Here is a 20,971-nt window from a genome sequence, read left to right on the forward strand (position 1 = left end):
AAGTTCTCCGGTTAGGTCGCCTTGGATTTTCGCGGGTCAAGAAGATCGCGAAACCCGTCACCCACAAGGTTGACCGCCAAGACGGTCAACGATAAAAATACAGCGGGAAAAAAAATAATGTAGGGTTTGATCTGAAACAGCGTTCGTCCGTCCGCCATGATGTTGCCCCATGACGGCGTAATCGGTGGTACACCTGCCCCGATAAACGACAAAATCGATTCTGTGATCATGGCAGACGCACAGATGTAAGTGGCTTGCACCATGAGGGGGGCCAAAGTATTCGGCAAGATATGCCGCCAGATCAGCATGGGTATTCGGCAGCCACACGAAATCGCCGCATCGACATACGGTTGCTCGCGTAGCGTCAGGACAACCCCGCGCACCAATCGTGACACTCTTGGGATTTCGGCAATCGTAATCGCTAATACGACATTCTCGACGCTTGCACGGGTGAGGGCCATCAGGGCAATCGCCAGCAAAATGGGAGGGATGGACATCAACCCATCCATGATTCTCATGATGACGGCGTCTGTTCGTCGAAAGGTCCCTGAAATCAGACCAATGAGCAGACCGCTCAGTGACGCGAGCACGGCGACTGCAAAGCCAACAATCAACGATACCCGCGCGCCATACAAAACGCGAGAATAAATATCTCGGCCCAGCGCGTCTGTACCAAACCAAAATTGCAACGATGGTTCTCGGTTGCGCTTGATCGGTGCAAGCGCTGTTGGATCAACAGTGCCGAGCCAAGGCGCGGCAACTGCCAGCAAGAGCATTAAAAAGATCAGACCTAACCCGATCGCAACCGTCGGATGATTGAAGATAAAGCCGATCCAGCCCTTTCTGACGCGAACGACGGGCAAAATATCCGGTAGCTCGGGCGCTGCAGCGTAATGAGTCATTAGTAGCGGATCCTTGGGTCAACCAGCGTGTAGATCACATCGACGCACAAGTTCACCAGCACATAAACAAAGCTAAAGACCACCACCAACCCTTGAATGAGTGGATAGTCACGTCTGAGAATGGCATCGATGGTGAGTCTACCCAAACCGGGAATCGCAAAAACACTCTCGGTCACGACGGCACCACCGATGAGTAGCGCGATGCCAATCCCAATGACAGTGACCACCGGTACGGCGGCATTTTTAAGCGCATGCACAAACAAAATGCCCGTTTGACCCATGCCTTTTGCCTTGGCGGTCCGAATGTAGTCTTGCGAGAGTACTTCAAGCATGGTTGCCCGAGTGATGCGCGCGATCAGCGCAATATAGACAAAACCCAACGCAACCGAAGGCAGAACAAGCGTCTCAAGCCAAGGCCAGAAACCTTTAGTGAAAGAAACGTAGCCTTGTACCGGAAACCAGTCTAGTTCAAGCGCGAAGAAAAAAGACAGCAAATAGCCCACCACAAACACCGGAACAGAAAAACCGGCCACCGATATCGCCATGATGCAGCGATCAATCCAAGTACCCGACTTCCAGGCGGCGAGGACGCCGATCGGCACAGCAATCGTGACCGCAATGATCAAGGTGATGATCATGAGCGATAGGGTGGGTTCAATGCGCTGACCGATCAAAGCGGTCACTTTCATGCCGGTGAACATGGAAGTTCCCAGATCACCTTGGAGCAAATTAAAAAACCACTCGGCAAACCTCACCAAAAATGGCCTGTTTAGCCCTAGATTGGTGCGGATTTTTTCGACATCCTCAGGGCTCGCCTGATCGCCTGCTATCACCGCAGCCGGGTCTCCCGGTGCGATGTATAGCAGACTAAAAACGAACAGGGCAACGATGACCATCACAGGGATGGTCGCCAAAACACGCCGGACGATATAGCTAAACATCTAGGCTTTCTTGACCCCGGCGAACGATGGCAATGGGCCAGCCACAACACCCGAAAGGCTGGTGCGCCATGCTTGGTAAGAGTAGAAGAATCCTGTGGGGATATAGACGACGTCTTCCATGGCTGCCTTGTTAATCGCTGCAATCGCGGCTTTTTCTGTGTCAGGCGTTGCCGAGGCGAACCAAGCATCTATCCCTTTTTCAGTGGCTGGACTATTCGGCCAGCCAAACCACGCTTTGTCGCCGTTGGCCCGCACGCCGATATTGCCAGCCACAGTCGCGCAGTCAGCACCTGCGTGCCACGTATGGAACATCGACCAGCCACCTTTGCCCGGTTCATTTTTTGAAGCCCTGCGTTGGCCGACGGTGCCCCAGTCAGTCGCAACGAAGTCGACGTTCATGCCAATCTTTTTAAGAATATCGGCAGTAATTTCGCCCTGCGCCTTCGTGATGGAAACATCTTGCGCCACAACACACGTGACAGGTTGTCCCTTGTAGCCTGCTTCTGCTAACAGCTTTTTGGCGCCCTCGATATTGCCGGTGCCTTTCATCACGTCGCCGCCTGCTTCAGAATAAACAGATGTGCCTGGCGTGAAGAAGCTCGGAAGTTTCTTCCAGAGTTTGTCGTCAGAACCCACCACAGCCCGCATGTAATCTTCTTGGTTAATCGCCATCTGAATTGCACGACGGATTTTGATGTCACTGAATGGCTCAAAGAGATGATTCAACCTGAACACCCCCACGTTGCCAAGCGGGTCGGCGATGTCGATGGCGATATTCTTGTTGCGCTTGAGTAGCGGTACGAGATCGGGGAGGGGGCTCTCCCACCAGTCGATCTCGCCGTTCTGCAAGGCAGCCGATGCCGTTGCGGCATCGGGCATGATGATCCACTCGATACGGTCAAAATGGATGACCTTGCCCCCCGACATCCAGTTGGTCGGCTCCTGACGGGGTTGATAATCTTTAAAGCGTTCAAACACGGCTAACGCACCCGGTTTGAATTCGCTTTTTGCAAAACTCATCGGGCCCGAACCCACGTACTCTTCGATTTGTTTGAAGGGGTCTGTTTTGGCAATACGCTCGGGCATGATGAAGCAGACAGGCGTACCTGTCTTGCCCAACGCCAGCATCATTTTTGGATAAGGTGCCGATAACACCCATTTAAATGTCGTGTCGTTGACGGCGACGAGTTCTTTCTGTATCGCTTTGAGCATGAGCCCCATCGGATCACGGGCGCTCCAGCGGGTAATGCTGGCGACGCAATCCGCCGCACGCACGGGCTCTCCGTCATGAAACTTCAAGCCAGCGCGTAATTTAAATGTCCATGTCAAACCGTCGCTCGACACCTCTTCGCTGTCAATCATCTGACGCTTGGGTTGAAGCTTATCGTCAACGCCATAAAGCGTGTCCCAGACGAGCGAAGCTGCGTTACGCACCACGTATTGCGTTCCCCAGATGGGGTCGAAATTAGCCAAATTGGCTTGAGGGACAAACTTCAAGATTCGATTTGAAGCCTGCGAGAAAGCAGGCGCACCTACCACGCCCGAGGCGGCAAGCCCTAGTCCTGCGGCACCCTTCAACATACTGCGACGGTTGAAATTCATTGAAAACCCCTTTGAGTAAACAGGTTGATGCAACTGGTGAAGCAAAAAGTGTGCCTAAGCACGATTAATATACACGGATCACATCGCCATCCGGCTGAGTTTTCTTTCTTTGCAGCATCTTCAAAGATACAAGTGTATGGATAGTAGAGCGTTCCGCTGCGTGATCCATACAGGTAAACCCTTGGCCGACCAAGCACCAGGGATTTTCAATTATGCTGAGGATGTATTTGGCAAAGATCCCAGTCATGTGAGGGGCACTGAGTCGGTTAACAGGAATTTAGAAGATGAGCTTCGACATTCGTCAGGACGATTTAAGTAGCGACGCTGTGCAGGCACTCGTGCGCGAACATATGGCAGGGATGTTGAGTAACACCCCGATCACAGTTGAGTCTTGAAACTTCAGTCTGCAATGACTTGAACGCCTTTCCAAAAGGCAACATATCCGGCAATATTGCTCGCAGCCGATTTTGGATCGGGGTAAAACCAAGCGGCTGCATCGTTGACGCTGTCGCCGACGACGACGTCAAAATAACTCGCCGTACCTTTCCAAGAGCAAATGGTTTGCTTGTTTGAAGGTTTAAAAAACTGCATTTGCAGGGCAGCGGGCGGAAAATAATGGTTACCTTCTACCACTTGCGTCTGATTTGAGCTTGCGATTACTTGATTGTTCCATAGTGCCTTCATTGTTTACCCCTGTTGCTCGTGTTCAATTAGAACGATGATGATGTGAATGCGGTATAAAGAGAACCTACTTTTTAAGCGATAGGCCCCCATGCTTGAGCCAGTTTTTTTGACTGATAGTCAGCCGTTGAATCAATCGCACTTAGTTGCAGAACTGACCCGTAGTTTGCTAGCACCGACCGCATCAATCTCCCCTAAATTTCTTTACGATAATCTCGGGTCGCATTTGTTTACAGCAATTACGTTGCTGCCTGAATACTATCCCACTAAGACTGAGAAAGATATATTCAATACTTTCCGGCAAGAGATTGCTCAAGCCATTGGTCACCACACCAGTCTCATTGATCTTGGCGCTGGCAATTGTCAGAAAGCAGAGAGCCTGTTTGACGCTATCCAGCCAAGCTCTTATGTTGCAGTTGATTTTTCGATTGACTACTTGCGCGAGGTTGTTCCTAAGCTACAAAACAAATATCCACAAATTGACATGTACGGCATAGGCATGGATTTTTCGTCCAACTTTTCGTTGCCCGCAAGTTTGCCACTGTCGCGGCGTACCTTTTTTTACCCCGGTTCGAGTATTGGCAATTTTCTGGCGGCAGAGTCTGAGCATTTGTTAAAGCAGATCAAGTCGCAAACACCAAGCGGTGGATTGCTCATTGGTGTTGATCTCATGAAAGGCGAAGACGTTTTGCGTCCTGCCTACGACGATCCGCTCAAGCTGACCGCCGCCTTTAACCTGAATATTTTGCGTGTCGTGAATGGGCTGTTGGGCGCAGACTTTGACGTCGAGCATTTTCGTCATGTGATCAAGATTAACCACGAGATGAATCGAGTCGAGCTTTACCTCGAAGCCGTGTCAGACGTTGTTGTGTCTTGGCAGGGCAATCGCCGCTTATTTACCCGTGGTGAACTGATTCATACAGAAAACTCTCACAAATACACCATCGATTCGATAAAGTCACTGCTGACCACCGCGGGCTATCAAGCCTTTCATGTCTGGACCGACCCCAAACAATATTTTGCAGTGATTTATGCACAATAAAGATGCACTCATGATTGAGCACCAGAGAGCCCTGCTTACTCGCTTTCACGGCTCTAGAAAATACTCGACCGAGTTGATTCGTCCGCTGAGCCCCGAGGATTGCCAAGCGCAATCGATGGAAGAGGCAAGTCCCGCGAAATGGCATCTGGCGCATGTCACTTGGTTTTATGAAGTGATGGTGCTCAAACCGTTTGAACCTGCGTTCAAGTTCTGGAACCCTCACTATGCGGTGTTGTTTAACAGTTATTACAACGGGGTTGGCGACAAGCACCCCAGGGCGCAACGTGGCCTGCTGACGCGTCCGAGTTTGAGCGAGGTCATCGAGTGGCGCACAAACATTGATGAGCGGGTCGAGGCGCTCTTAAAAGCAATGCCATCGCCCGAGTTGACTTGGATCGTCGAGTTAGGGATTAATCACGAGCAACAGCATCAAGAGTTATTGTTGACCGATCTTCGACATCTGCTTTCTAGTAATTCGCTTTATCCCGCCTATGACAGTTGTACAGAACGGCTGATAGCCTCTAACCCCTTTGTTTGGATACCAGGCGAGTCGGGTCTGCAAGAGGTTGGTTACACCGGTGCTAGCTTTCATTTTGACAACGAAGCGCCTCGCCATCCCGTGTTTTTGCAACCCTATGCAATCAGTAATACTTTAGTTAAAAATCATGAATGGCTAGCGTTTATCGACAGTGGTGGTTACCAAGATTCGCGCTGGTGGTTGGATGAAGGGTGGGCATGGGTGCAACGAGAAAATATCACGGCACCTTTATATTGGATTCCGCAAGCAACAAAGTCCTGTTTCAGCCATTTTTCTTTGAGCGGTCGGGTACCGTTAGAAGATCAAGCGCCCGTTAGCAATATCAGCTATTTCGAGGCTGACGCCTTTGCTCGATGGGCAAGCCAATCGCTTGATCGCTATGTGGGCGCGCGACTACCCACAGAGCATGAGTGGGAGGTTTTTGCACAAGCCAATCGAGCGTCTGTACCCGATTTGTTCGGTGAAGTTTGGCAGTGGACAAGTAGCTCTTACAGCGCATACCCGGGTTATCAGCCTTGGGGGGGGATCGCCGGTGAATACAACGGTAAATTCATGGTGAACCAGATGGTCTTGCGAGGCAGTTCGGCCTATACAACAGTCGGGCATAGTCGCCCGACGTATCGCAATTTTTTTCCGACACGAGCAAGATGGCAAATGACGGGCCTTCGGCTAGCGAGAGATCTCGCGTAGTTTGTATCCAAGTGCCGCAATCAAGGTGTAAGACGTACCCCACAGCATCGATAACAACTGTAAAAGGGTAATCTCGATCTTGCTGGGGGATGAGTGTTGAGAGATATTCAACATTCAAGTTTGATTTTTGGCAGAGGTGAATTGCGCTGAGCCTTTGCCAGTGGTGTAGCCTTTGCTTGAGGCCCAACCACCATCGACTGGCAAGACCACGCCGTTGACAAATTTTGCTTCTTTCGAACATAGAAACGCAACCGCATCTGCAATGTCTTCGGGAGTGCCCCCTGCCCCCATCGGAACCAATTCATTCAGACCCTGGATGAACTGAGGATCGCTGTAATAAGCATCAGTGAGTGGGGTTCTGATAATGCCAGGCGCAACAGCATTGACGCGAATACCATCTGCGGCCAAGTCGAGTGCCAGATTGCGGGTCAAACCTATCAGACCGTGTTTACTTGAGTTGTAGGCTGGGCGATGGGTGAGCCCCATCATGCCGGCGACCGAAGCGATATTGACAATCGCCCCGCCACCCGTTGTGCGCATGCGCAGTGCTGCCTCGCGAGCACAGAAGTAGGGCCCATTCAAATTAATGTCGATGACTCTTAACCATTCTTCCGGCGCTAAGTCGTAAATGGTTTTGACCTCTCGAACACCGGCGCAGTTGACCAGTATATCGATATGCTTAAATTTTTCGTCAATGAGTTTAAATGCGCCCTCTACCGATCGATGATCGGCCACGTCGACAGCGAGGGATACACAGGGTTGTTGAGTCAGCGCTAGCATATGAGCAACGGCTTTGTCTGCCATCGCTTTTGAGTAATCCAGTGCCACCACGGCAGCACCACCGCGTGCCAGTTTTTCACAAATGGCCAGCCCCAAACCCCCACCAGCACCAGTCACGATCGCGACTTTGTTAGAAAATTGCATGCTACGTCTCCCACCGCCTCTGAGCTGGGCGGCTAGACGCTATTTTGCCATGCGCGCAATGTCAATGGGCAAACTTGCCTGAGTCGATGCGGGCAAAGTACTTTTTGGCATAAGCCAACACTTGCGGATCAGTCGGGTGGTCTACCGTTTCGACACCGGCAATGTGCTTAGCAATCTCGGGGTGATGGGCTTGGATGTAGGTCGCGAATTCTGCCTTCGCAGAGCCAGGGCCGATAATCAGAATTTCGCCCACGTCTTTCAAAGCAGCAATGACATTGTCGAAAAATTTTCTATCTTCGGGGGCATTGCCGCTTCCTATTTCGTGTGCCTTGTGGTGCAGGTGTGTATGTGTCGATTGGCTATGGATAGACTCATCCTGACCGCCGGCAAAGTAGAGCACGTGCGCTTCACGGTGATCCATCCAAATAACGGCATGATTTTTATGCATCTGTTTCTCTCATTTCAGGATAAGTGGTTTGCAAACTCAGCCTGCCCATCCGTTAGTACTTGATTGATGAGCAGGTCTTGTGTGTGGCGCGCGAGCATCAACTCTTCATTGGTCGGGATGATCCATATTGAAACGCGACTCCCGGGCTTGCTGATCTTGCATAGCCCGGTGGTGTTTGCAATCGGATCAAGTTCAACGCCAAGCCAAATTGCTGCGGCACAAATTCGCCCGCGGATAAGACTGCTGTGTTCACCAATCCCTGCGGTGAAGACGATGGCGTCTAGACCACCGAGCATGGCAACCAATCCACCAAGCTCACGGTTAGCTGCCAACACGCGTGGTGTCGTGTCCGTGACCAATCGAATTCTGGTGAGTCCACCCAAAGTTGTTGCGGCCAATACACTCGTTGGCACCACCGAACAGTCCGTGTCCGACAGTTGGATTACGACCAAAGTTAAGTCGACTTTGCTCTATTCAAGTAATGTCGTAGGGACAGACATTGCGGTGACCACGAAGCAGGGTGTTGTTACGCTGGATGGCAGGGTCGGTAGCGGCGCTGAACGTGCGTTGGCGATTGACTTGACCAAAAACGTCAAAGGGGTAAAAGCGGTTGATTCGAAAGCGTTAACGTTTTAAGAGGCGCTTGTTTTTTTGCTCGGCATGCCGGATTCGTCCGGCATGAGTCGTTGCGCTGATGCTCGAGACAGCGACAAAATCAGTTCTCCCTCTCGCTTCTGTGTGCTAACGTGGTCGACTCATCCAAGTTAGACAATCAAATGAATGTAAATGCTGATTTTAGCCAACGGGTGGTGATCGACACTCTCGATCTCAATTGGGATAGGTCTCCTGCCATGGGGGTTTATCGAAAGCCGCTTGATCGAATTGGTGATGAAGTCGCTCGTGCGACGACCGTCGTCAAATACGAGCCGAACGCCGCTTTCAGTGAACATACACACGATGGCGGAGAAGAAATTCTCGTCCTGGACGGCATGTTTTCAGACGATCACGGCGACTATCCTGCGGGTACTTACCTGCGCAATCCCCCTGGAAGCACGCATGCACCTCGATCCTTCTCGGGCTGTACCTTATTCGTCAAACTGAGACAATTTCATTCAAGAGACTCAGCACGCACGCGCATTGACACGGTGACTGCGCCTTGGTATCCGGGCATGGTTCCGGGCTTGTCCGTCATGCCTTTGCATGATTTTGACGGGGTTGGCACGGCGCTCGTGCGTTGGGCACCCAATACAATTTTTAATCTCCATGTGCATCCCGGCGGAGAAGAAATTTTTGTGCTTGAAGGTGTTTTTCACGATGAGCATGGATCGTACCGTGCGGGCTCGTGGATCAGGAGCCCCAGGTATAGCAAACATGCGCCGTTGACCAAAGCAGAGGGTGCGGTAATCTACGTCAAAACTGGGCACCTCCATCATTCTGTCTAACTGTTAACCATAGATCGCGTGTGCGTCTACTCTCAGATCCGTTTTCGATGCAAATCAACGCGACACTTTCAAAAACTGTATTACGTCTAGCACTGCTCTTGCTTTGCGGTTTTGTCATTTTGATTGCCTGGCAACAAAGCTTACCGAACAAATTTGACGTGTATACCGTCGGTGAGTGGCTGATCAATTATGGCGGTGGGTTGACGCGGCGAGGCTTCGCGGGATTTTTACTGATCCATGCTGCACATGTCGTGCAACTGTCGCCCGAGTCGATGGTCTTTCTGGCCAAAGCCGTTTGTCTCGCGATCCTTTACCTCGGGATGGCAAAACTTTGTCAATACCGGCGCACGTTATACGTGGGTGACTGGTTCGTGCTGTTATCGCCATGCACGTTCTTGTTTCCAGTCTTGGATCGCTGGGGTGGCGCCCGCAAAGAAGTCGTTTTATTGGCACTGTTCATGGCGTTTGCGTTACGGGCGCAGAATGGGAAAGCGATACCTCGAACGGTTTCGTTGAGCCTGATACTGTTGTCCATTACGTTGATGCATGAAGGGTTATTCTTTTTTTATCCGTTGTTCTTGACGCTTTTAGCGTTGATGTTCAATACTCGTCCATACCGCCTCACTGAGATGGGTTGGATTCTCTTGCCGTCAGCCGCAGTGTTGGTGGCGATCACTGTGTTTCAGCCCCCTGTGACTGAGACAGTGTTGCTTGGGATTACTCAAGCAATTAGCCCAACAGACTTTGCCAAGTGGAATGGTGGCGCGATTGAAACAATGCGTTATACGATGCGACAAGGGATTGCCAACGTTGGGTTCTTGGTCACAGGCTGGGCCATCGTCTCGTTAGTGCTCGGATGGCTCATGTCCGTTGGTCCGATCTTCTTGAGGATGCGACAGCCTGCATTTGCGAAAGCGCGGGCACAGTATCTTGTCGCTGTGCTGGGTTCACTGGCATGTCAGTTGCCGCTGTATGTGATGGCAACCGATTGGGGGCGTTGGATATATGTCAGTGCCAGTCTTTTGACGATTGCCTATTTTGCAGCGGCATGCCATAGCGAGGATAAGAGTGATCCGTCGAAGGATAAGGCCATCGATGCAGGCGCAGTCACTGTGGTTGTCGCCTTGACTTGTGCAGTTGCTCTGCTAGCGCATTGGACACGAATCCCGCACTGTTGTGTCTCGGGCTTTCAGTTTCATTGACTTTGAGCGAGACACCCTCACGGGGGTGAAATCATTAGCGGCAACTATTTAAAATCGGCAAATATGGCGATAATAAGCCATGAAACGATTCAATTTATTTGCGATTGCGATCTGTGCGCTTTGCCTTGCAAACATCGTTGTGCAGTTCTTGGGCGGTGGTGCCATCCAGGGGCATCTGCTGAACTCAGATACCTTGTTTCTACCTTCTTTTATCGAAGATCTTGTGGCCAAGGGGGGGCGCCTGTCTGAGTGGTCTTTGCCCCCAGCACCGTATTTTTTTCCCGATCTGGGTCTCTTCTTGCTTGCCTATTGCGCTGGGCTGAGTCCGTATCTTCAGATCATAGCGGTTGCCATCGCGCAAACCGCCTTGCTCTTTCTCGTGCTTTGGTCTGTTGGTCGAAAAATTACCATACCAAAACCTTCAGTATCCGCGGCATTGGTAGTTGCGGTGCTAAGTTTGTTTGCGTTGTCTTGCAATAAGCCGTTTGATTTCATATCGGGTGGGCCTTTTGCGCTCATGCTGGTGAGTGTCTTTCATTTTGGTGTGTTTTTGGCGTCGCTATTTTCGATCACCCTTTGGCTAAGCATCAACTCGTCAGAGGGGTTGGTTAAAAGAAATAAGTCTGCGCTTTTGTCTTTCTGTGCACTCATATTTCTTTCAACGGTTTCCGATAGCTTTTTTATTACGCAGGCGCTAATACCGCTGACGGCGATCACCCTTTGCCAAGCCCTGATTGAACGTCATCACTGCACACGCAAGCTACTTTATCGACTGTCTTTTATGTGCCTTGCATCGACGACAGGATTTTTCTCATCCAAGTTGCTCACCACCTTGAATACGACGCGCCCCAATCCGCATATCGGCATCAAAGGCAGCTTGCAACGGTTAGACAACATTGCCGATATTGTTCTTCATACGATCTCGGTTTATCCCCTATTGATGTTGGTGGCAGTCCTGTATCTGGTGATGGTGGGTGGTGCTTTTCAACGATTTTTCAAAGACAAAAGCGAACCATTCAAACTCGATTGGCTGGTGCTGTTTTCGTGCTTGTCGATTGTTTCTACTGTCACGTCGTTACTTTTTTTAACGAATCTTCCGGCCATTGGGGCGCGGTATTTAATACCGCTGTTTTTCTGGCCTCTTATCATTGTGGTGTGGGGCCTTGCGCATTGGTTGCGACACTACTTCACGTTGATCGCGTTGACCCTGGTGGTGACGCTCGTGTCGCTGCTGACAATCGCATCCTCTGATCTATTGAAATCCGATGAGCTCAGTCTTCATTACTACCCTCGCGAGATATCGTGCATCGATGACGCACTGGAATCAACGGGCGCACGTCAAGGTTTGGCACAATACTGGGATGCAAGATATCTCCAAACCTTTAGTCGACTGAATCTGTCCGTGGCTCAGTACTCGGTCAACCTAGACCCCATGCCGTTCTTCATATCAATCAATCGTTTTAAGAAAAGTTATGACTTTGCGGTCAGTTCAAATCATGTCAATCGGGCTTGGCAGATACAACCAGAAACGCTCGAGCGCGCCGGTGGTTCACCGATGCTTGTTAAAACCTGCGGATCAAGCACCGTTTATGTTTTCGAGAAAGGTCAGTTGCGCCCGTAGTGGTCACACTTGACCTGAGAGTTCATGCATGACTTTGATTAAATCAGATTTGCCCTCAAACCCGATGCCCGGTAAATCTGGCATGGTGATATAGCTATTTTCAACTTTCACACCATCGGGAAACCCCCCGAACGGTTGAAATAATTCGGGATAACTTTCGTTACCACCCAAGCCTAGGCCAGCGGCAATGTTTAAAGACATTTGGTGTCCGCCATGCGGGATACAGCGGCTAGCCGACCACCCATGCTCTTTCAGCATATTCAGGGTACGCAGATACTCAACAAGACCGTAGCTAAGGGCACAATCAAATTGAAGATAATCACGGTCAGGTCGCATACCGCCATAGCGGATGAGGTTGCGTGCGTCTTGCATTGAGAACAGGTTTTCACCCGTCGCCATTGGGTTTTGATAATAATGGCGCAAATTCGCCTGCAATTCATAATCCAGCGGATCGCCTGCTTCTTCATACCAAAATAAATCGTATTGCGATAGCGCTTTGGCGTAGGCAACCGACGTATCTCGATCAAAGCGTCCGTTGGCATCGACACAGAGCCGCTGACCATCCTTCAGTACACTCAAAACTGAATCGATTCGACGCAAATCCTCGTCCAGCGACGCCCCACCAATTTTCTGTTTAACCACGGTGTAACCGCGGTCAATATAACCACGCATTTCGTCTTTAAGCTTTTCGTGATCTTGACCTGGGTAATAGTAGCCACCCGCCGCATAAACGAAGACCTTGCGGTTGGGCTTCCCATCACCATAGCGTTCTGCAAGCAACTGAAAGAGAGGCTTGTCTTCGATTTTTGCCACAGCGTCCCAGACAGCCATATCGATGGTACCAATGGCGACTGACCGCTCACCGTGGCCGCCGGGCTTTTCGTTGGTGTACATTGCTGCCCAAATCTTGTGAGGATCTAGATTCTTGCCACCATCGTCTAACAAAGCCTCAGGGTCTGCCTCCATGACTCGTGGGATAAAGCGCTCGCGCATTAACTTGCCCTGACCATAGCGCCCGTTAGAGTTAAAGCCGTATCCAATCACTGGCCTACCATCGCGCACAACATCAGTCATGACAGCGACAAGACTCAAGGTCATTTTCGTGAAGTCGATGTAAGCATTTCTGATCGGAGAACTAATAGGGAGAGTGACTTCTCTGATTTCAGTGATTTTCATGTGGTCTTCGGGGTGAGCTGAGGGTATGTCACAATAGTTTAATGAAAGTTTGGCCTTGTGCGAGCGCCTAAGCCATCGCGACGAGCCGAGCGAAGACGTTAACCCTAAAAAGGACTGGCAGTGCGAACAAATCGACTAGAGGCATTTAGTGATGGCGTACTCGCCATCATCATCACGATCATGGTGCTCGAACTGAAAGTCCCGCATGACACCACCATTGACGGGCTGATGCCGATTATGCCGGTTTTTCTTAGCTATGTGCTGAGCTTTGTTTATGTTGGGATTTACTGGAACAATCACCATCATTTACTGCATGCGGCGACCACTGTCACCGGGGGTGTATTGTGGGCGAATCTGCACTTGTTGTTCTGGCTTTCTCTTTTACCATTTGCAACGGGCTGGATGGGTGAGAATCAGCTGTCGACGCTACCAACCGCGTTATACGGATTGGTACTGCTTGCCGCGGCGCTCTCTTACTGGATACTACAAGCGGCCATTATTGCGACGCAAGGGCCTGCATCGGCGTTGCGTCGCGAGATCGGTCGTGACTGGAAGGGGAAGTTGTCCCCAGCGCTCTATGTCTGCGGGATCGCGTTGTCTTTTCTGAACCCGTGGATGGCAACCGTCATCTATATTGCTGTGGCCTGTCTGTGGCTTATCCCAGACATGCGTATTGAGCGGGCATTGCGTTAAACGTTCGTGACGTTGCAGCGCAAACTCGTTTGCCTAATGACCCAGCAACCCCTGAGAAAGTTAGCCCACCCAAGAGACGATGTTAGGTTCTTTTCGATGTGTATGGGTTGTCTCGCCCTTAGGAAACCCCAAGATAATGGGGGCAATCGCCCGCACGTTTGCGTCAAGACCAAGTCTTGTTTTTAAATCAATCAAATTCAAAGCTTCGACGGCACACCCGATCACGCACGTACCTAGCCCCATCGAAGTCGCAGCAAGCATGAGACTCTCTGCCGCCAGCCAGCAATCCGCATCAACGAAGTAGCCTGTCTGTTTCGAAAGAATCACAATCAAGGTATCCGCTTCATAAAAGATATTGAGATCCGGATCGATCACGTGAAGTGAACCGTGTCGACCTGTATTGAGGGTGGTTGGCTTGGTTTTCATCAGCAGCGGTTTGGCGATATCCGATATTTCTTTTAAGACCGCTTGATCCTGGATAATGAGAAACTCACACGGTTCTTCATCCATTGCGGTAGGCGCGTTCACGGCACACCGCAACAAAAGCTTAATCGTTTCTTTATCGACATTTTTGGATAAATACGACCGCACAGAATGTCGTGCATTAATCATATCGATAACGGATTGGTTTTCTTGGCTCATGATGGATTCTCTCTTCGTCTTCGGGATAAACCGGTGGTTTACCTCACAGATCATCTAAGAAAATCGTTAACGTGGTCTGTCTGTTAACAAACATAAGCTTGTTGACGGCGATCCTTTAGATGGGTGATTTTTGACGAGCGTTGACCAAGACCACCCCCATCATCGTCAGGCTCAACCCAACCCCCATCATGAGCGTAAAGGGTTCATGAAAAAATAGCCATGCCATCGCAGCGGTCGTGGGTGGCGTTAAATAGAGCAAGCTGGTGACTTTGGTTGCTGCGCCCTTGCGAATCATCATGAAAAGCAAGCTTATCGAACCGATGGACAGTGGAAAAATGGCCCATAACAGTGCAGAAACCACTGGTAGATTCCAGACCATCACCCCTGACTCGAAGAAATACATACAAACAAAGCAGGCAAGTGCAGAGATACTAAACTGGATAGATGAACCGGCTCTCAGGTCAAACACCGGGCAGAATTTCTTTTGATAAAGCGTGCCGAAGGTAATGGATAGCAACCCCCCAAAAGCCAGAAAATAGGCGGTGACGGGGAGATGAGCGAACCCAATTTTCTCGGCGACCACGAATGCCACGCCTGCAAAACCAAACCCTAAACCTAACCACTGTTTCGGTGTCACTTTTTCAGAGACCCATGCAGAGAACCAGGCCGTCAAAATTGGTTGCAATCCAACGATGATGGCAACTAAACCCGCAGTCATCCCCAGACGTACCGCCCACCAGACGCCGATGAGATAGCCAAAGTGAAGCAAAAGGCCTGCAAAGGCAATGTGTTTGACCTGCGACCAGCTCGGCCAAGTGATTTTCCAAATCAGGCTCAAACCTGCCATCGCCATCAAAACCCCCGCAAAACGCCAGAACAGAAACGTAGCGGGTTCAACGTAGGGCATTGAAAGTCGAGCGATAATAAACCCAGTGCTCCAAATTAAAACGAATAGTGGTGCAATTGCGCTTTCGAGCTTTAATTTCATGAGCGATGGATGCTGTTGTCTTTGTTAGATTTGTGGCCGCACCGATTTTAGGCCGTTTTACGTGAGTAAACGTCGCCGTCGGCACAGATGTCACTAAACTCGTATGATTCGCGCTTGAGCGCAAACCTGACTAGGTCATAGAGGGACGTTTTAAAATGGATGCGATGAACCCCACCATCAAAATTGACTTTGTATCTGACGTGGCGTGCCCCTGGTGCGCCGTCGGTTTGGGAAACTTGACGAAAGCAATGGCTGAATTGAGTGATAGGGTTAATTTTGAAGTGCATTTCAAGCCTTTTGAACTCAATCCAACGATGCCAGTGGGTGGGCAAGACGCGATTGAACATCTCACCGAGAAATATGGCCTGAGCCCAGATCAGGTAATCGCGAATCAAAAGCGCATACGAGCGAATGCACACGAGGCAGGCTTCTCGTTTCATCCTGAAGGCCGTAAAAGGGTTTACAACACCTTTAATGCGCATCGGTTGCTTTACTGGGCAGCCAAAGAGAACGATGCGTTCAAGCAAGCTGCTCTAAAAAGAGAATTGCTCAATACCTACTTTTGTTTAGCCGTGAGCCTGGACGATGAACAGAATTTGTTAGATGCCGTCAGTCGGGCAGGGCTGGATCCCGCTCGTGCTCATCGAATACTCGCGACGAATGAGTTCGCTGCAGACGTCAGAGCAGAGCAAGCAATTTATACCGATGCGGGTATTTCTTCTGTTCCCTCGATCATTCTCAACGATCAGTATCTTTTGCAGGGTGCTCAACCACCCGACGCGTTTGTGAATGCCTTCGAGAGATTACTCAGAGCAAGTTAATCGATTTTTCTACGCCACCATGGTCACATGATTAAACGTTCGTTGGTTGTTATTGTCGCACTTGAAGAAGAACTTGGTCGTGAGGTCTTGCCGGCGAATATTCCGGTTGTTTACGCTGGTGTGGGCAAAATTAATGCAGCGATTGCAACCTTCAAAGCCATCAAAGAATACGCGCCTGCCTTAATTGTTAATTTTGGCACGGTGGGGAAAATCACGCCCCACTTATCTGGGTTGATAGAAATTGGTTCTGTCGTACAGAGAGACATGATTGCTGAGCCGTTGGCACCGAGAGGGTCAGTACCGTTTTCCAGTAAACCCAATAGATATGTATCAGCGGTAGACGGCCACGTTTGTGGAACCGGTGATAGTTTTGTCACGAAACAGGATGATTGGCTAATCGAGCACGGCGTTGATGTGGTCGACATGGAATTGTTCGCCATAGCGTCTGTCGCCCACGAACATGATATCGACTGGCTATCCTACAAATTTATCTCGGATGACGCGAACGAGGTATCTGCTCAAACATGGTCGCAACAAGTTAATCAAGGGCAAACCTTGTTTATCGAAAAGTTGCAACGTCAGTTCGGTGACAGGCATCCTGACTGATACGACCAACCCTTAAACACACGATGGGTGGATGCGGGGTATTTAACAACCTTGTCTGCTGGTCGACGAGGGCGGGCAACCAGCTCTCCGCCACAATTCGGGCGCAGTTCTAGCATGAGTATCTCCAGTGATGAAACTCACCTGACGTTGATGGATAAATTACAGCACGAGTTTATATAAAGCCCAACCGATATTCGCAATCACGAGAGCGATCAGGGTGTAGAAAGTAAATTTCATGCCCAACACCCGCTGACTAAAATCGGGAGGCGCGACGCTAATGCCCGCAGCATGTAGCAAACGACCAGCAATCAATGCTAAGCCTGCAATCCCCACCAACCACCACGGCGCCCCATTCAATTCGAGACAGCCAATCAAGATAATCGCTAGTGGCACATACTCGGCGAAGTTGCCGTGGGCACGAATCGCTCTTTCAAGATCGACGTGGCCACCGCTACCAAGGCTCACTTTATTTTTCCGTCTAAGTCCAATGACGGCAAAAGAAAGCTTGATGTAAATGATAGTTAAGGCGGCGCTGATCAAAGAAGTAACTAATAGCATTTAGTGCTCACAGGTTGAGAGTGTAAATATAGTAAGGGTCATGATTCTGCCGATGCCTCAGATGTTAGCAAAAAGTAAAAAGCGGACGAGCCAGTAGTATGGCTTTTACTGAGTTTGAAAATCGGCGTTAGTGGGGGAAGTTTGGCATGACCAGGAAATCAGTGTCCTCTGGGGTGACCCCAAAATGCGTGAGCAAGCAGTGCGCTTGCCCGCGATGGTGCGTTTGGTGATTGAAAATATGAACAACCAACCGGTCTATTGGTTTCGTGGCTGGGATGCCCCGTGAAGTCGTGTAAGTGAGTGTTCCCTGCAACCACTGATCAGTCACCGTTTCCGACCAAGGCTATCAACCTTTGATCCCTTCATCACTGGCTGCGATGAGAATCTCACCAAGGGGCGAGTCTATATATTTATACTGAAACGACATTAGAATCCCCCGTGCCAAAGTCGGATAACGGCATAACTGCGCCAAGGTTGCCACTTTTTTGCAAGCGATACGGCTTCGAGCGCCGGTTTTTTGTGACCCCGCACATCCAGGCAATTTTGAATCGCAACGTCTCCCGCTGGAAATGCATCGGGCCAGCGCAGACAGCGCATGGCGATGTACTGTGCCGTCCAATCCCCAATGCCCGGCAATTGCATCAGTGCCTCGACAGTCCTTGATGTCTGCGGCCCTGGATTCAACACGAGTCCCTCGTGAAGCACCGCATGGGCCAGTGCGTGAATGGCCTTTTGTCGTTGTTTAATTATCCCTAGTTGACCCAATTCATCCTCAGTCACTTGTAAGAGAACTTGGGGTGTGGGAAATGCATGCGTCAGCTCAGGCCATGGTGTCGAGACGGGCACACCAAAGGTGTGAACCAGCCGCTTGGTCAGCGTTCTTGCTGCCGTAACGGTGATTTGTTGACCCAATACAGCGCGTACCGCTGTCTCAAAACCATCCCATGCACCAGGTACCCGCCAACCTAGGCAATGCGGAAAATCAACCTTGAGCGCCGCGTCAATCGCTTTGCAATCGGCGTCCAAATCTAACGCCCAGCAAGTTTGTTGTAGCACCGCTGGCGCGACAGACAACAGGGTGTCGCTCAAGCCTACGCTGACACAGTCAGCGTTCTCTTCAAATTGAAGATGAACCCATCCGACATGGCGATGACCTTGAACTTGAATTTGAAAAACGCGTGCAAACGCTGCCGACCCATCTGGTTCGGTCGTTACGCACTCTAATCCGGGTACGGCACGAACTGCAAAGAAATGAAGGACAGACTGAACATGGTAGGGAGGATGGTATGACAGCTGCAGGCGGGGGGGCTGCCTTGAATCAAGAGTGCTCATCTTGAGTCACCAAGGTCTGGCGATAGTAGCCACTATCACAGTTGGCAGTGAGCTTTCTCATGTGATCCTAGTCACCCCAAATACCCCAGTTCAACGTGGGGGGAGAGGGTTGATCCCATGACACCGGATATTTCTTAGTGCCAACGCCGAGGCGGCTCCAGAGCCAAGCGACGGCAGAAATAATACTTATCCCCACTAGCACCGTGAGTCCTATATGGCTAAAGTTGGCATGTGCTTGAATCATGATCAAAGGGTTGGCGCCTGCCGGGGGATGCACGGTACGTGTGACGAGTAAGACGCTAATCGTCATCACGACGGCCACGACCGATACCCATGTCGCGTCACCCAACGTTTGAACGCAAACGACACCAATCAAGCTGCTCAATAGATGTCCACCAAAAACGGCTCGTGGCTGAGCTGCGGGTGTCGTCGATAAACCAAACAAAAATAATGTTGTGCCACCAAGCGAGGCGAGTAACAGTGGCGTGGTTGCTTTGGTTGCAAGCAGGGTTAACGTAATGGCGACACCAGCGCCGATTGAGACCCAAAGCAATCGAAGTAATATGGTTTTCATGTTGGCATCATATAGCGACTGATGAGCTTTTGAAACGCTGATCACAAAATATGTTGTCGTTACCACCCGGCGCTTCCGGTGCCCCCTTTAAACGGGCCAACCCGCGCTGGTGTAATCCCGCCACCATAAAATCCACCTGGCTGAGGTTTGACTGGTTTTTAAAAGTTCAGATCCCGGGAGGGGGCGTGGAAAATCCCAAACCGACACTTGGCCTCGTTTAGGTAATTGCGCAAAATCAGGCCTACCTGAACCACGCCACTGCCAAGCATCACGAGCGGCTTGAAGCCATGAAGGTATCTCGCTTGTTTTCATCGTGTCATTCGGCGGTACTATCTTCCCAACACTGTCATCGTCATACATAGCTTTGTCATTTTGTCCTGTTTTTCTACTGTGAACTCATCTCTGCATTAAAAAGTTAACAGTTTTTCCCCAAAGCATTTGAAGATTGACAACGTAAATACATCATCATGGTTTGGATCTAAGATATGTGTACATCGATTAACAAGTCAATGCCGATTTTTTTGTCAGCATTCGTCGCTATGTTTAGCTTGACGATGAGCCTAAGCGGTTATGCTCAAACTGCCAATACTTACCCAGTAAGACCGATCAGGCTCATAGCGCCTGTCGCTGCGGGGGGTGGGCTCGATAATATCGCTCGAGCAGTCGCGGAACGCCTCTCTAAGAACCTTGGCCAAAGCGTCATTGTGGAAAACTTATCCGGTGCCGGTGGTGCAATTGCTTCTATGACAACTGCAAAAGCAAGCCCAGATGGCTACACACTCATGATTGCCTATGTAGGCACCCACGGAACCAATCCTGCAGTTCGTAAACTTAACTATGACGCGTCGAAAGATTTCACACCCATCGGTATGATTGGTGCCACACCCAATGTATTGATTGCAAATGCCCAAGTGCCTGCGAAAAATTTGGCTGAGTTCGTTGCCTATGCCAAAAAAAATCCAGACAAGCTGAGCTACGGCAGTTCAGGTCCCGGCACACTCACGCATCTTGGGATGGAACAATTTAAGATGGCTGCTGATGTCTTGATGGTTCATGTGCCCTATCGCGGTATTGCACCAGCCTTCACTGATTTGATTGGTGGACAAACCAATGCCATGCTCCCCACTTTGTTTGCTGCGATTCCTTATCTCAAGTCAGATCGGGTTCGTGCGTTGGCCGTCACAGGTCAGCAGCGCAGCCCTGCAGAACCTAGCATCCCAACGTTCCAAGAATTAGGCTTCTCAGGCTTTGATGGACAGCAATGGTATGGCATTGCAGGCCCTGCTAACATTCCAGAGCCAATCGTCATTAAGTTGAATGCAGCGTTAAATAACGTACTCTCCAGCCCAGAGTTCGCAGAAAAAATGTCAAGTGAAGCCATGACGCTCATGCCCATGACACCACAACAATTTGATGCCTATATTAAAGAGGACATTGCGCGCTGGACCAAGGTAGCAAAAGATCGCCATATTGAACTCGAATAAAAAGGAATCTATTCAGAATAGAAAGTCATCGGGCAGCCCGAGGCAGAGTCGGCCAGCGCCGAGG

Annotated in this window: 24 protein-coding genes; 10 read left to right on the top strand and 14 right to left on the bottom strand. The window is 50.3% G+C overall.

Annotated features, from left to right (window positions below; genetic code table 11):
- Nucleotides 1-11: 11 nt before the first annotated feature.
- From AC1W8Y_RS11555 to AC1W8Y_RS11570, 4 genes are all read right to left on the bottom strand, one after another.
- Nucleotides 12-902 (bottom strand): ABC transporter permease, encoded by an 891-nt coding sequence (locus AC1W8Y_RS11555; RefSeq protein ID WP_482014627.1) that lies wholly within the window; start codon nucleotides 900-902, stop codon nucleotides 12-14.
- The gene (locus AC1W8Y_RS11560; protein WP_482014628.1) at nucleotides 902-1,843 is read right to left on the bottom strand and encodes an ABC transporter permease; all 942 of its coding nucleotides are present in this window, start codon (nucleotides 1,841-1,843) and stop codon (nucleotides 902-904) included. The genes AC1W8Y_RS11555 and AC1W8Y_RS11560 overlap by 1 nt, the downstream gene beginning before the upstream one ends.
- A complete protein-coding gene (locus AC1W8Y_RS11565; protein ID WP_482014629.1) occupies nucleotides 1,844-3,445 on the bottom strand; it encodes an ABC transporter substrate-binding protein in 1,602 nt (533 codons plus the stop codon).
- 399 nt (nucleotides 3,446-3,844) lie between these two features.
- A complete protein-coding gene (locus AC1W8Y_RS11570; protein WP_482014630.1) occupies nucleotides 3,845-4,129 on the bottom strand; it encodes a DUF427 domain-containing protein in 285 nt (94 codons plus the stop codon).
- An 88-nt stretch (nucleotides 4,130-4,217) separates the two neighbouring features.
- Between AC1W8Y_RS11570 and egtD the strand changes: the two genes are divergently transcribed.
- Together egtD and egtB are read left to right on the top strand one after the other, a co-directional pair.
- Nucleotides 4,218-5,168, top strand: a complete 951-nt coding sequence (gene egtD, locus AC1W8Y_RS11575; RefSeq protein ID WP_482014631.1) for an L-histidine N(alpha)-methyltransferase — start codon at nucleotides 4,218-4,220, stop codon at nucleotides 5,166-5,168.
- A complete protein-coding gene (egtB, locus tag AC1W8Y_RS11580; RefSeq protein ID WP_482014632.1) occupies nucleotides 5,158-6,396 on the top strand; it encodes an ergothioneine biosynthesis protein EgtB in 1,239 nt (412 codons plus the stop codon). The genes egtD and egtB overlap by 11 nt, the downstream gene beginning before the upstream one ends.
- Nucleotides 6,397-6,510: 114 nt before the next feature.
- Here egtB and AC1W8Y_RS11585 read toward each other — a convergent pair whose 3' ends face one another.
- The 3 genes from AC1W8Y_RS11585 to AC1W8Y_RS11595 form a co-directional block, all read right to left on the bottom strand.
- Nucleotides 6,511-7,320, bottom strand: coding sequence for an SDR family NAD(P)-dependent oxidoreductase (locus tag AC1W8Y_RS11585; RefSeq protein ID WP_482014633.1), 810 nt, complete (start codon nucleotides 7,318-7,320; stop codon nucleotides 6,511-6,513).
- Nucleotides 7,321-7,381: 61 nt separating this feature from the next.
- The gene (locus tag AC1W8Y_RS11590; protein WP_482014634.1) at nucleotides 7,382-7,768 is read right to left on the bottom strand and encodes a translational machinery protein; all 387 of its coding nucleotides are present in this window, start codon (nucleotides 7,766-7,768) and stop codon (nucleotides 7,382-7,384) included.
- A gap of 14 nt (nucleotides 7,769-7,782) precedes the next feature.
- Complete coding sequence (locus AC1W8Y_RS11595; RefSeq protein ID WP_482014635.1) at nucleotides 7,783-8,064, bottom strand: hypothetical protein; 282 nt, start codon at nucleotides 8,062-8,064, stop codon at nucleotides 7,783-7,785.
- Here AC1W8Y_RS11595 and AC1W8Y_RS11600 point away from each other — a divergent pair.
- From AC1W8Y_RS11600 to AC1W8Y_RS11615, 4 genes are all read left to right on the top strand, one after another.
- Nucleotides 8,063-8,404: a BON domain-containing protein gene (locus tag AC1W8Y_RS11600; RefSeq protein WP_482014636.1), complete on the top strand. Its 342-nt coding sequence runs from the start codon at nucleotides 8,063-8,065 to the stop codon at nucleotides 8,402-8,404. The two genes, AC1W8Y_RS11595 and AC1W8Y_RS11600, sit on opposite strands and share 2 nt — an antisense overlap.
- Before the next feature lie 140 nt (nucleotides 8,405-8,544).
- Nucleotides 8,545-9,210, top strand: a complete 666-nt coding sequence (locus tag AC1W8Y_RS11605) for a cupin domain-containing protein (RefSeq protein WP_482014637.1) — start codon at nucleotides 8,545-8,547, stop codon at nucleotides 9,208-9,210.
- A 20-nt stretch (nucleotides 9,211-9,230) separates the two neighbouring features.
- Entirely contained in the window at nucleotides 9,231-10,412 is a 1,182-nt protein-coding gene (locus AC1W8Y_RS11610) for a hypothetical protein (RefSeq protein ID WP_482014638.1), read from the top strand.
- A gap of 79 nt (nucleotides 10,413-10,491) precedes the next feature.
- Complete coding sequence (locus AC1W8Y_RS11615) at nucleotides 10,492-12,033, top strand: hypothetical protein (protein ID WP_482014639.1); 1,542 nt, start codon at nucleotides 10,492-10,494, stop codon at nucleotides 12,031-12,033.
- A 3-nt stretch (nucleotides 12,034-12,036) separates the two neighbouring features.
- On the opposite strand, the gene AC1W8Y_RS11620 is transcribed toward AC1W8Y_RS11615, so the two are convergent.
- Nucleotides 12,037-13,209 (bottom strand): mandelate racemase/muconate lactonizing enzyme family protein, encoded by a 1,173-nt coding sequence (locus tag AC1W8Y_RS11620; protein ID WP_482014640.1) that lies wholly within the window; start codon nucleotides 13,207-13,209, stop codon nucleotides 12,037-12,039.
- A gap of 120 nt (nucleotides 13,210-13,329) precedes the next feature.
- Between AC1W8Y_RS11620 and AC1W8Y_RS11625 the strand changes: the two genes are divergently transcribed.
- A complete protein-coding gene (locus tag AC1W8Y_RS11625) occupies nucleotides 13,330-13,902 on the top strand; it encodes a TMEM175 family protein (RefSeq protein ID WP_482014641.1) in 573 nt (190 codons plus the stop codon).
- A gap of 60 nt (nucleotides 13,903-13,962) precedes the next feature.
- Here the strand turns inward: AC1W8Y_RS11625 and AC1W8Y_RS11630 are convergent, their stop codons facing one another.
- Both AC1W8Y_RS11630 and AC1W8Y_RS11635 read right to left on the bottom strand, forming a co-directional pair.
- On the bottom strand, nucleotides 13,963-14,544 hold the full coding sequence (locus AC1W8Y_RS11630) for a nitroreductase family protein (RefSeq protein ID WP_482014642.1): 582 nt from the start codon (nucleotides 14,542-14,544) through the stop codon (nucleotides 13,963-13,965).
- 115 nt (nucleotides 14,545-14,659) lie between these two features.
- On the bottom strand, nucleotides 14,660-15,532 hold the full coding sequence (locus AC1W8Y_RS11635) for a DMT family transporter (protein ID WP_482014643.1): 873 nt from the start codon (nucleotides 15,530-15,532) through the stop codon (nucleotides 14,660-14,662).
- A 155-nt stretch (nucleotides 15,533-15,687) separates the two neighbouring features.
- Here AC1W8Y_RS11635 and AC1W8Y_RS11640 point away from each other — a divergent pair, with 155 nt between their 5' ends.
- Nucleotides 15,688-16,353 carry a DsbA family oxidoreductase gene (locus tag AC1W8Y_RS11640; protein WP_482014644.1) on the top strand — a complete coding sequence of 222 codons (666 nt, stop codon included), beginning with the start codon at nucleotides 15,688-15,690 and terminating at the stop codon, nucleotides 16,351-16,353.
- Nucleotides 16,354-16,380: 27 nt separating this feature from the next.
- Nucleotides 16,381-16,959, top strand: a complete 579-nt coding sequence (locus AC1W8Y_RS11645) for a phosphorylase family protein (protein WP_482014645.1) — start codon at nucleotides 16,381-16,383, stop codon at nucleotides 16,957-16,959.
- Nucleotides 16,960-17,118: 159 nt separating this feature from the next.
- Here AC1W8Y_RS11645 and AC1W8Y_RS11650 read toward each other — a convergent pair whose 3' ends face one another.
- The 4 genes from AC1W8Y_RS11650 to AC1W8Y_RS11665 all read right to left on the bottom strand — a co-directional run bounded on the left by AC1W8Y_RS11650 (nucleotide 17,119) and on the right by AC1W8Y_RS11665 (nucleotide 19,423).
- Nucleotides 17,119-17,517 (bottom strand): MAPEG family protein, encoded by a 399-nt coding sequence (locus AC1W8Y_RS11650; RefSeq protein WP_482014646.1) that lies wholly within the window; start codon nucleotides 17,515-17,517, stop codon nucleotides 17,119-17,121.
- A 127-nt stretch (nucleotides 17,518-17,644) separates the two neighbouring features.
- Nucleotides 17,645-17,845: a DinB family protein gene (locus AC1W8Y_RS11655; protein ID WP_482014647.1), complete on the bottom strand. Its 201-nt coding sequence runs from the start codon at nucleotides 17,843-17,845 to the stop codon at nucleotides 17,645-17,647.
- A 98-nt stretch (nucleotides 17,846-17,943) separates the two neighbouring features.
- Nucleotides 17,944-18,849, bottom strand: coding sequence for a DNA-3-methyladenine glycosylase 2 (locus AC1W8Y_RS11660; RefSeq protein ID WP_482014648.1), 906 nt, complete (start codon nucleotides 18,847-18,849; stop codon nucleotides 17,944-17,946).
- A 67-nt stretch (nucleotides 18,850-18,916) separates the two neighbouring features.
- Nucleotides 18,917-19,423: an HPP family protein gene (locus AC1W8Y_RS11665; RefSeq protein ID WP_482014649.1), complete on the bottom strand. Its 507-nt coding sequence runs from the start codon at nucleotides 19,421-19,423 to the stop codon at nucleotides 18,917-18,919.
- 554 nt (nucleotides 19,424-19,977) lie between these two features.
- Between AC1W8Y_RS11665 and AC1W8Y_RS11670 the strand changes: the two genes are divergently transcribed.
- Nucleotides 19,978-20,907 (top strand): Bug family tripartite tricarboxylate transporter substrate binding protein, encoded by a 930-nt coding sequence (locus tag AC1W8Y_RS11670; RefSeq protein ID WP_482014650.1) that lies wholly within the window; start codon nucleotides 19,978-19,980, stop codon nucleotides 20,905-20,907.
- Nucleotides 20,908-20,971: the final 64 nt, after the last annotated feature.

Source organism: Jezberella sp. (assembly GCF_964834465.1).

Coding starts and splice junctions, on each gene's coding strand:
- AC1W8Y_RS11555 (WP_482014627.1), bottom strand. CDS start 902: ATGACTCATTACGCTGCAGCGCCCGAGCTACCGGATATTTTGCCCGTC.
- AC1W8Y_RS11560 (WP_482014628.1), bottom strand. CDS start 1,843: ATGTTTAGCTATATCGTCCGGCGTGTTTTGGCGACCATCCCTGTGATG.
- AC1W8Y_RS11565 (WP_482014629.1), bottom strand. CDS start 3,445: ATGAATTTCAACCGTCGCAGTATGTTGAAGGGTGCCGCAGGACTAGGG.
- AC1W8Y_RS11570 (WP_482014630.1), bottom strand. CDS start 4,129: ATGAAGGCACTATGGAACAATCAAGTAATCGCAAGCTCAAATCAGACG.
- egtD (WP_482014631.1), top strand. CDS start 4,218: ATGCTTGAGCCAGTTTTTTTGACTGATAGTCAGCCGTTGAATCAATCG.
- egtB (WP_482014632.1), top strand. CDS start 5,158: ATGCACAATAAAGATGCACTCATGATTGAGCACCAGAGAGCCCTGCTT.
- AC1W8Y_RS11585 (WP_482014633.1), bottom strand. CDS start 7,320: ATGCAATTTTCTAACAAAGTCGCGATCGTGACTGGTGCTGGTGGGGGT.
- AC1W8Y_RS11590 (WP_482014634.1), bottom strand. CDS start 7,768: ATGCATAAAAATCATGCCGTTATTTGGATGGATCACCGTGAAGCGCAC.
- AC1W8Y_RS11600 (WP_482014636.1), top strand. CDS start 8,063: ATGGCAACCAATCCACCAAGCTCACGGTTAGCTGCCAACACGCGTGGT.
- AC1W8Y_RS11595 (WP_482014635.1), bottom strand. CDS start 8,064: ATGCTCGGTGGTCTAGACGCCATCGTCTTCACCGCAGGGATTGGTGAA.
- AC1W8Y_RS11605 (WP_482014637.1), top strand. CDS start 8,545: ATGAATGTAAATGCTGATTTTAGCCAACGGGTGGTGATCGACACTCTC.
- AC1W8Y_RS11615 (WP_482014639.1), top strand. CDS start 10,492: ATGAAACGATTCAATTTATTTGCGATTGCGATCTGTGCGCTTTGCCTT.
- AC1W8Y_RS11620 (WP_482014640.1), bottom strand. CDS start 13,209: ATGAAAATCACTGAAATCAGAGAAGTCACTCTCCCTATTAGTTCTCCG.
- AC1W8Y_RS11630 (WP_482014642.1), bottom strand. CDS start 14,544: ATGAGCCAAGAAAACCAATCCGTTATCGATATGATTAATGCACGACAT.
- AC1W8Y_RS11635 (WP_482014643.1), bottom strand. CDS start 15,532: ATGAAATTAAAGCTCGAAAGCGCAATTGCACCACTATTCGTTTTAATT.
- AC1W8Y_RS11640 (WP_482014644.1), top strand. CDS start 15,688: ATGGATGCGATGAACCCCACCATCAAAATTGACTTTGTATCTGACGTG.
- AC1W8Y_RS11645 (WP_482014645.1), top strand. CDS start 16,381: ATGATTAAACGTTCGTTGGTTGTTATTGTCGCACTTGAAGAAGAACTT.
- AC1W8Y_RS11650 (WP_482014646.1), bottom strand. CDS start 17,517: ATGCTATTAGTTACTTCTTTGATCAGCGCCGCCTTAACTATCATTTAC.
- AC1W8Y_RS11660 (WP_482014648.1), bottom strand. CDS start 18,849: ATGAGCACTCTTGATTCAAGGCAGCCCCCCCGCCTGCAGCTGTCATAC.
- AC1W8Y_RS11665 (WP_482014649.1), bottom strand. CDS start 19,423: ATGAAAACCATATTACTTCGATTGCTTTGGGTCTCAATCGGCGCTGGT.
- AC1W8Y_RS11670 (WP_482014650.1), top strand. CDS start 19,978: ATGAGCCTAAGCGGTTATGCTCAAACTGCCAATACTTACCCAGTAAGA.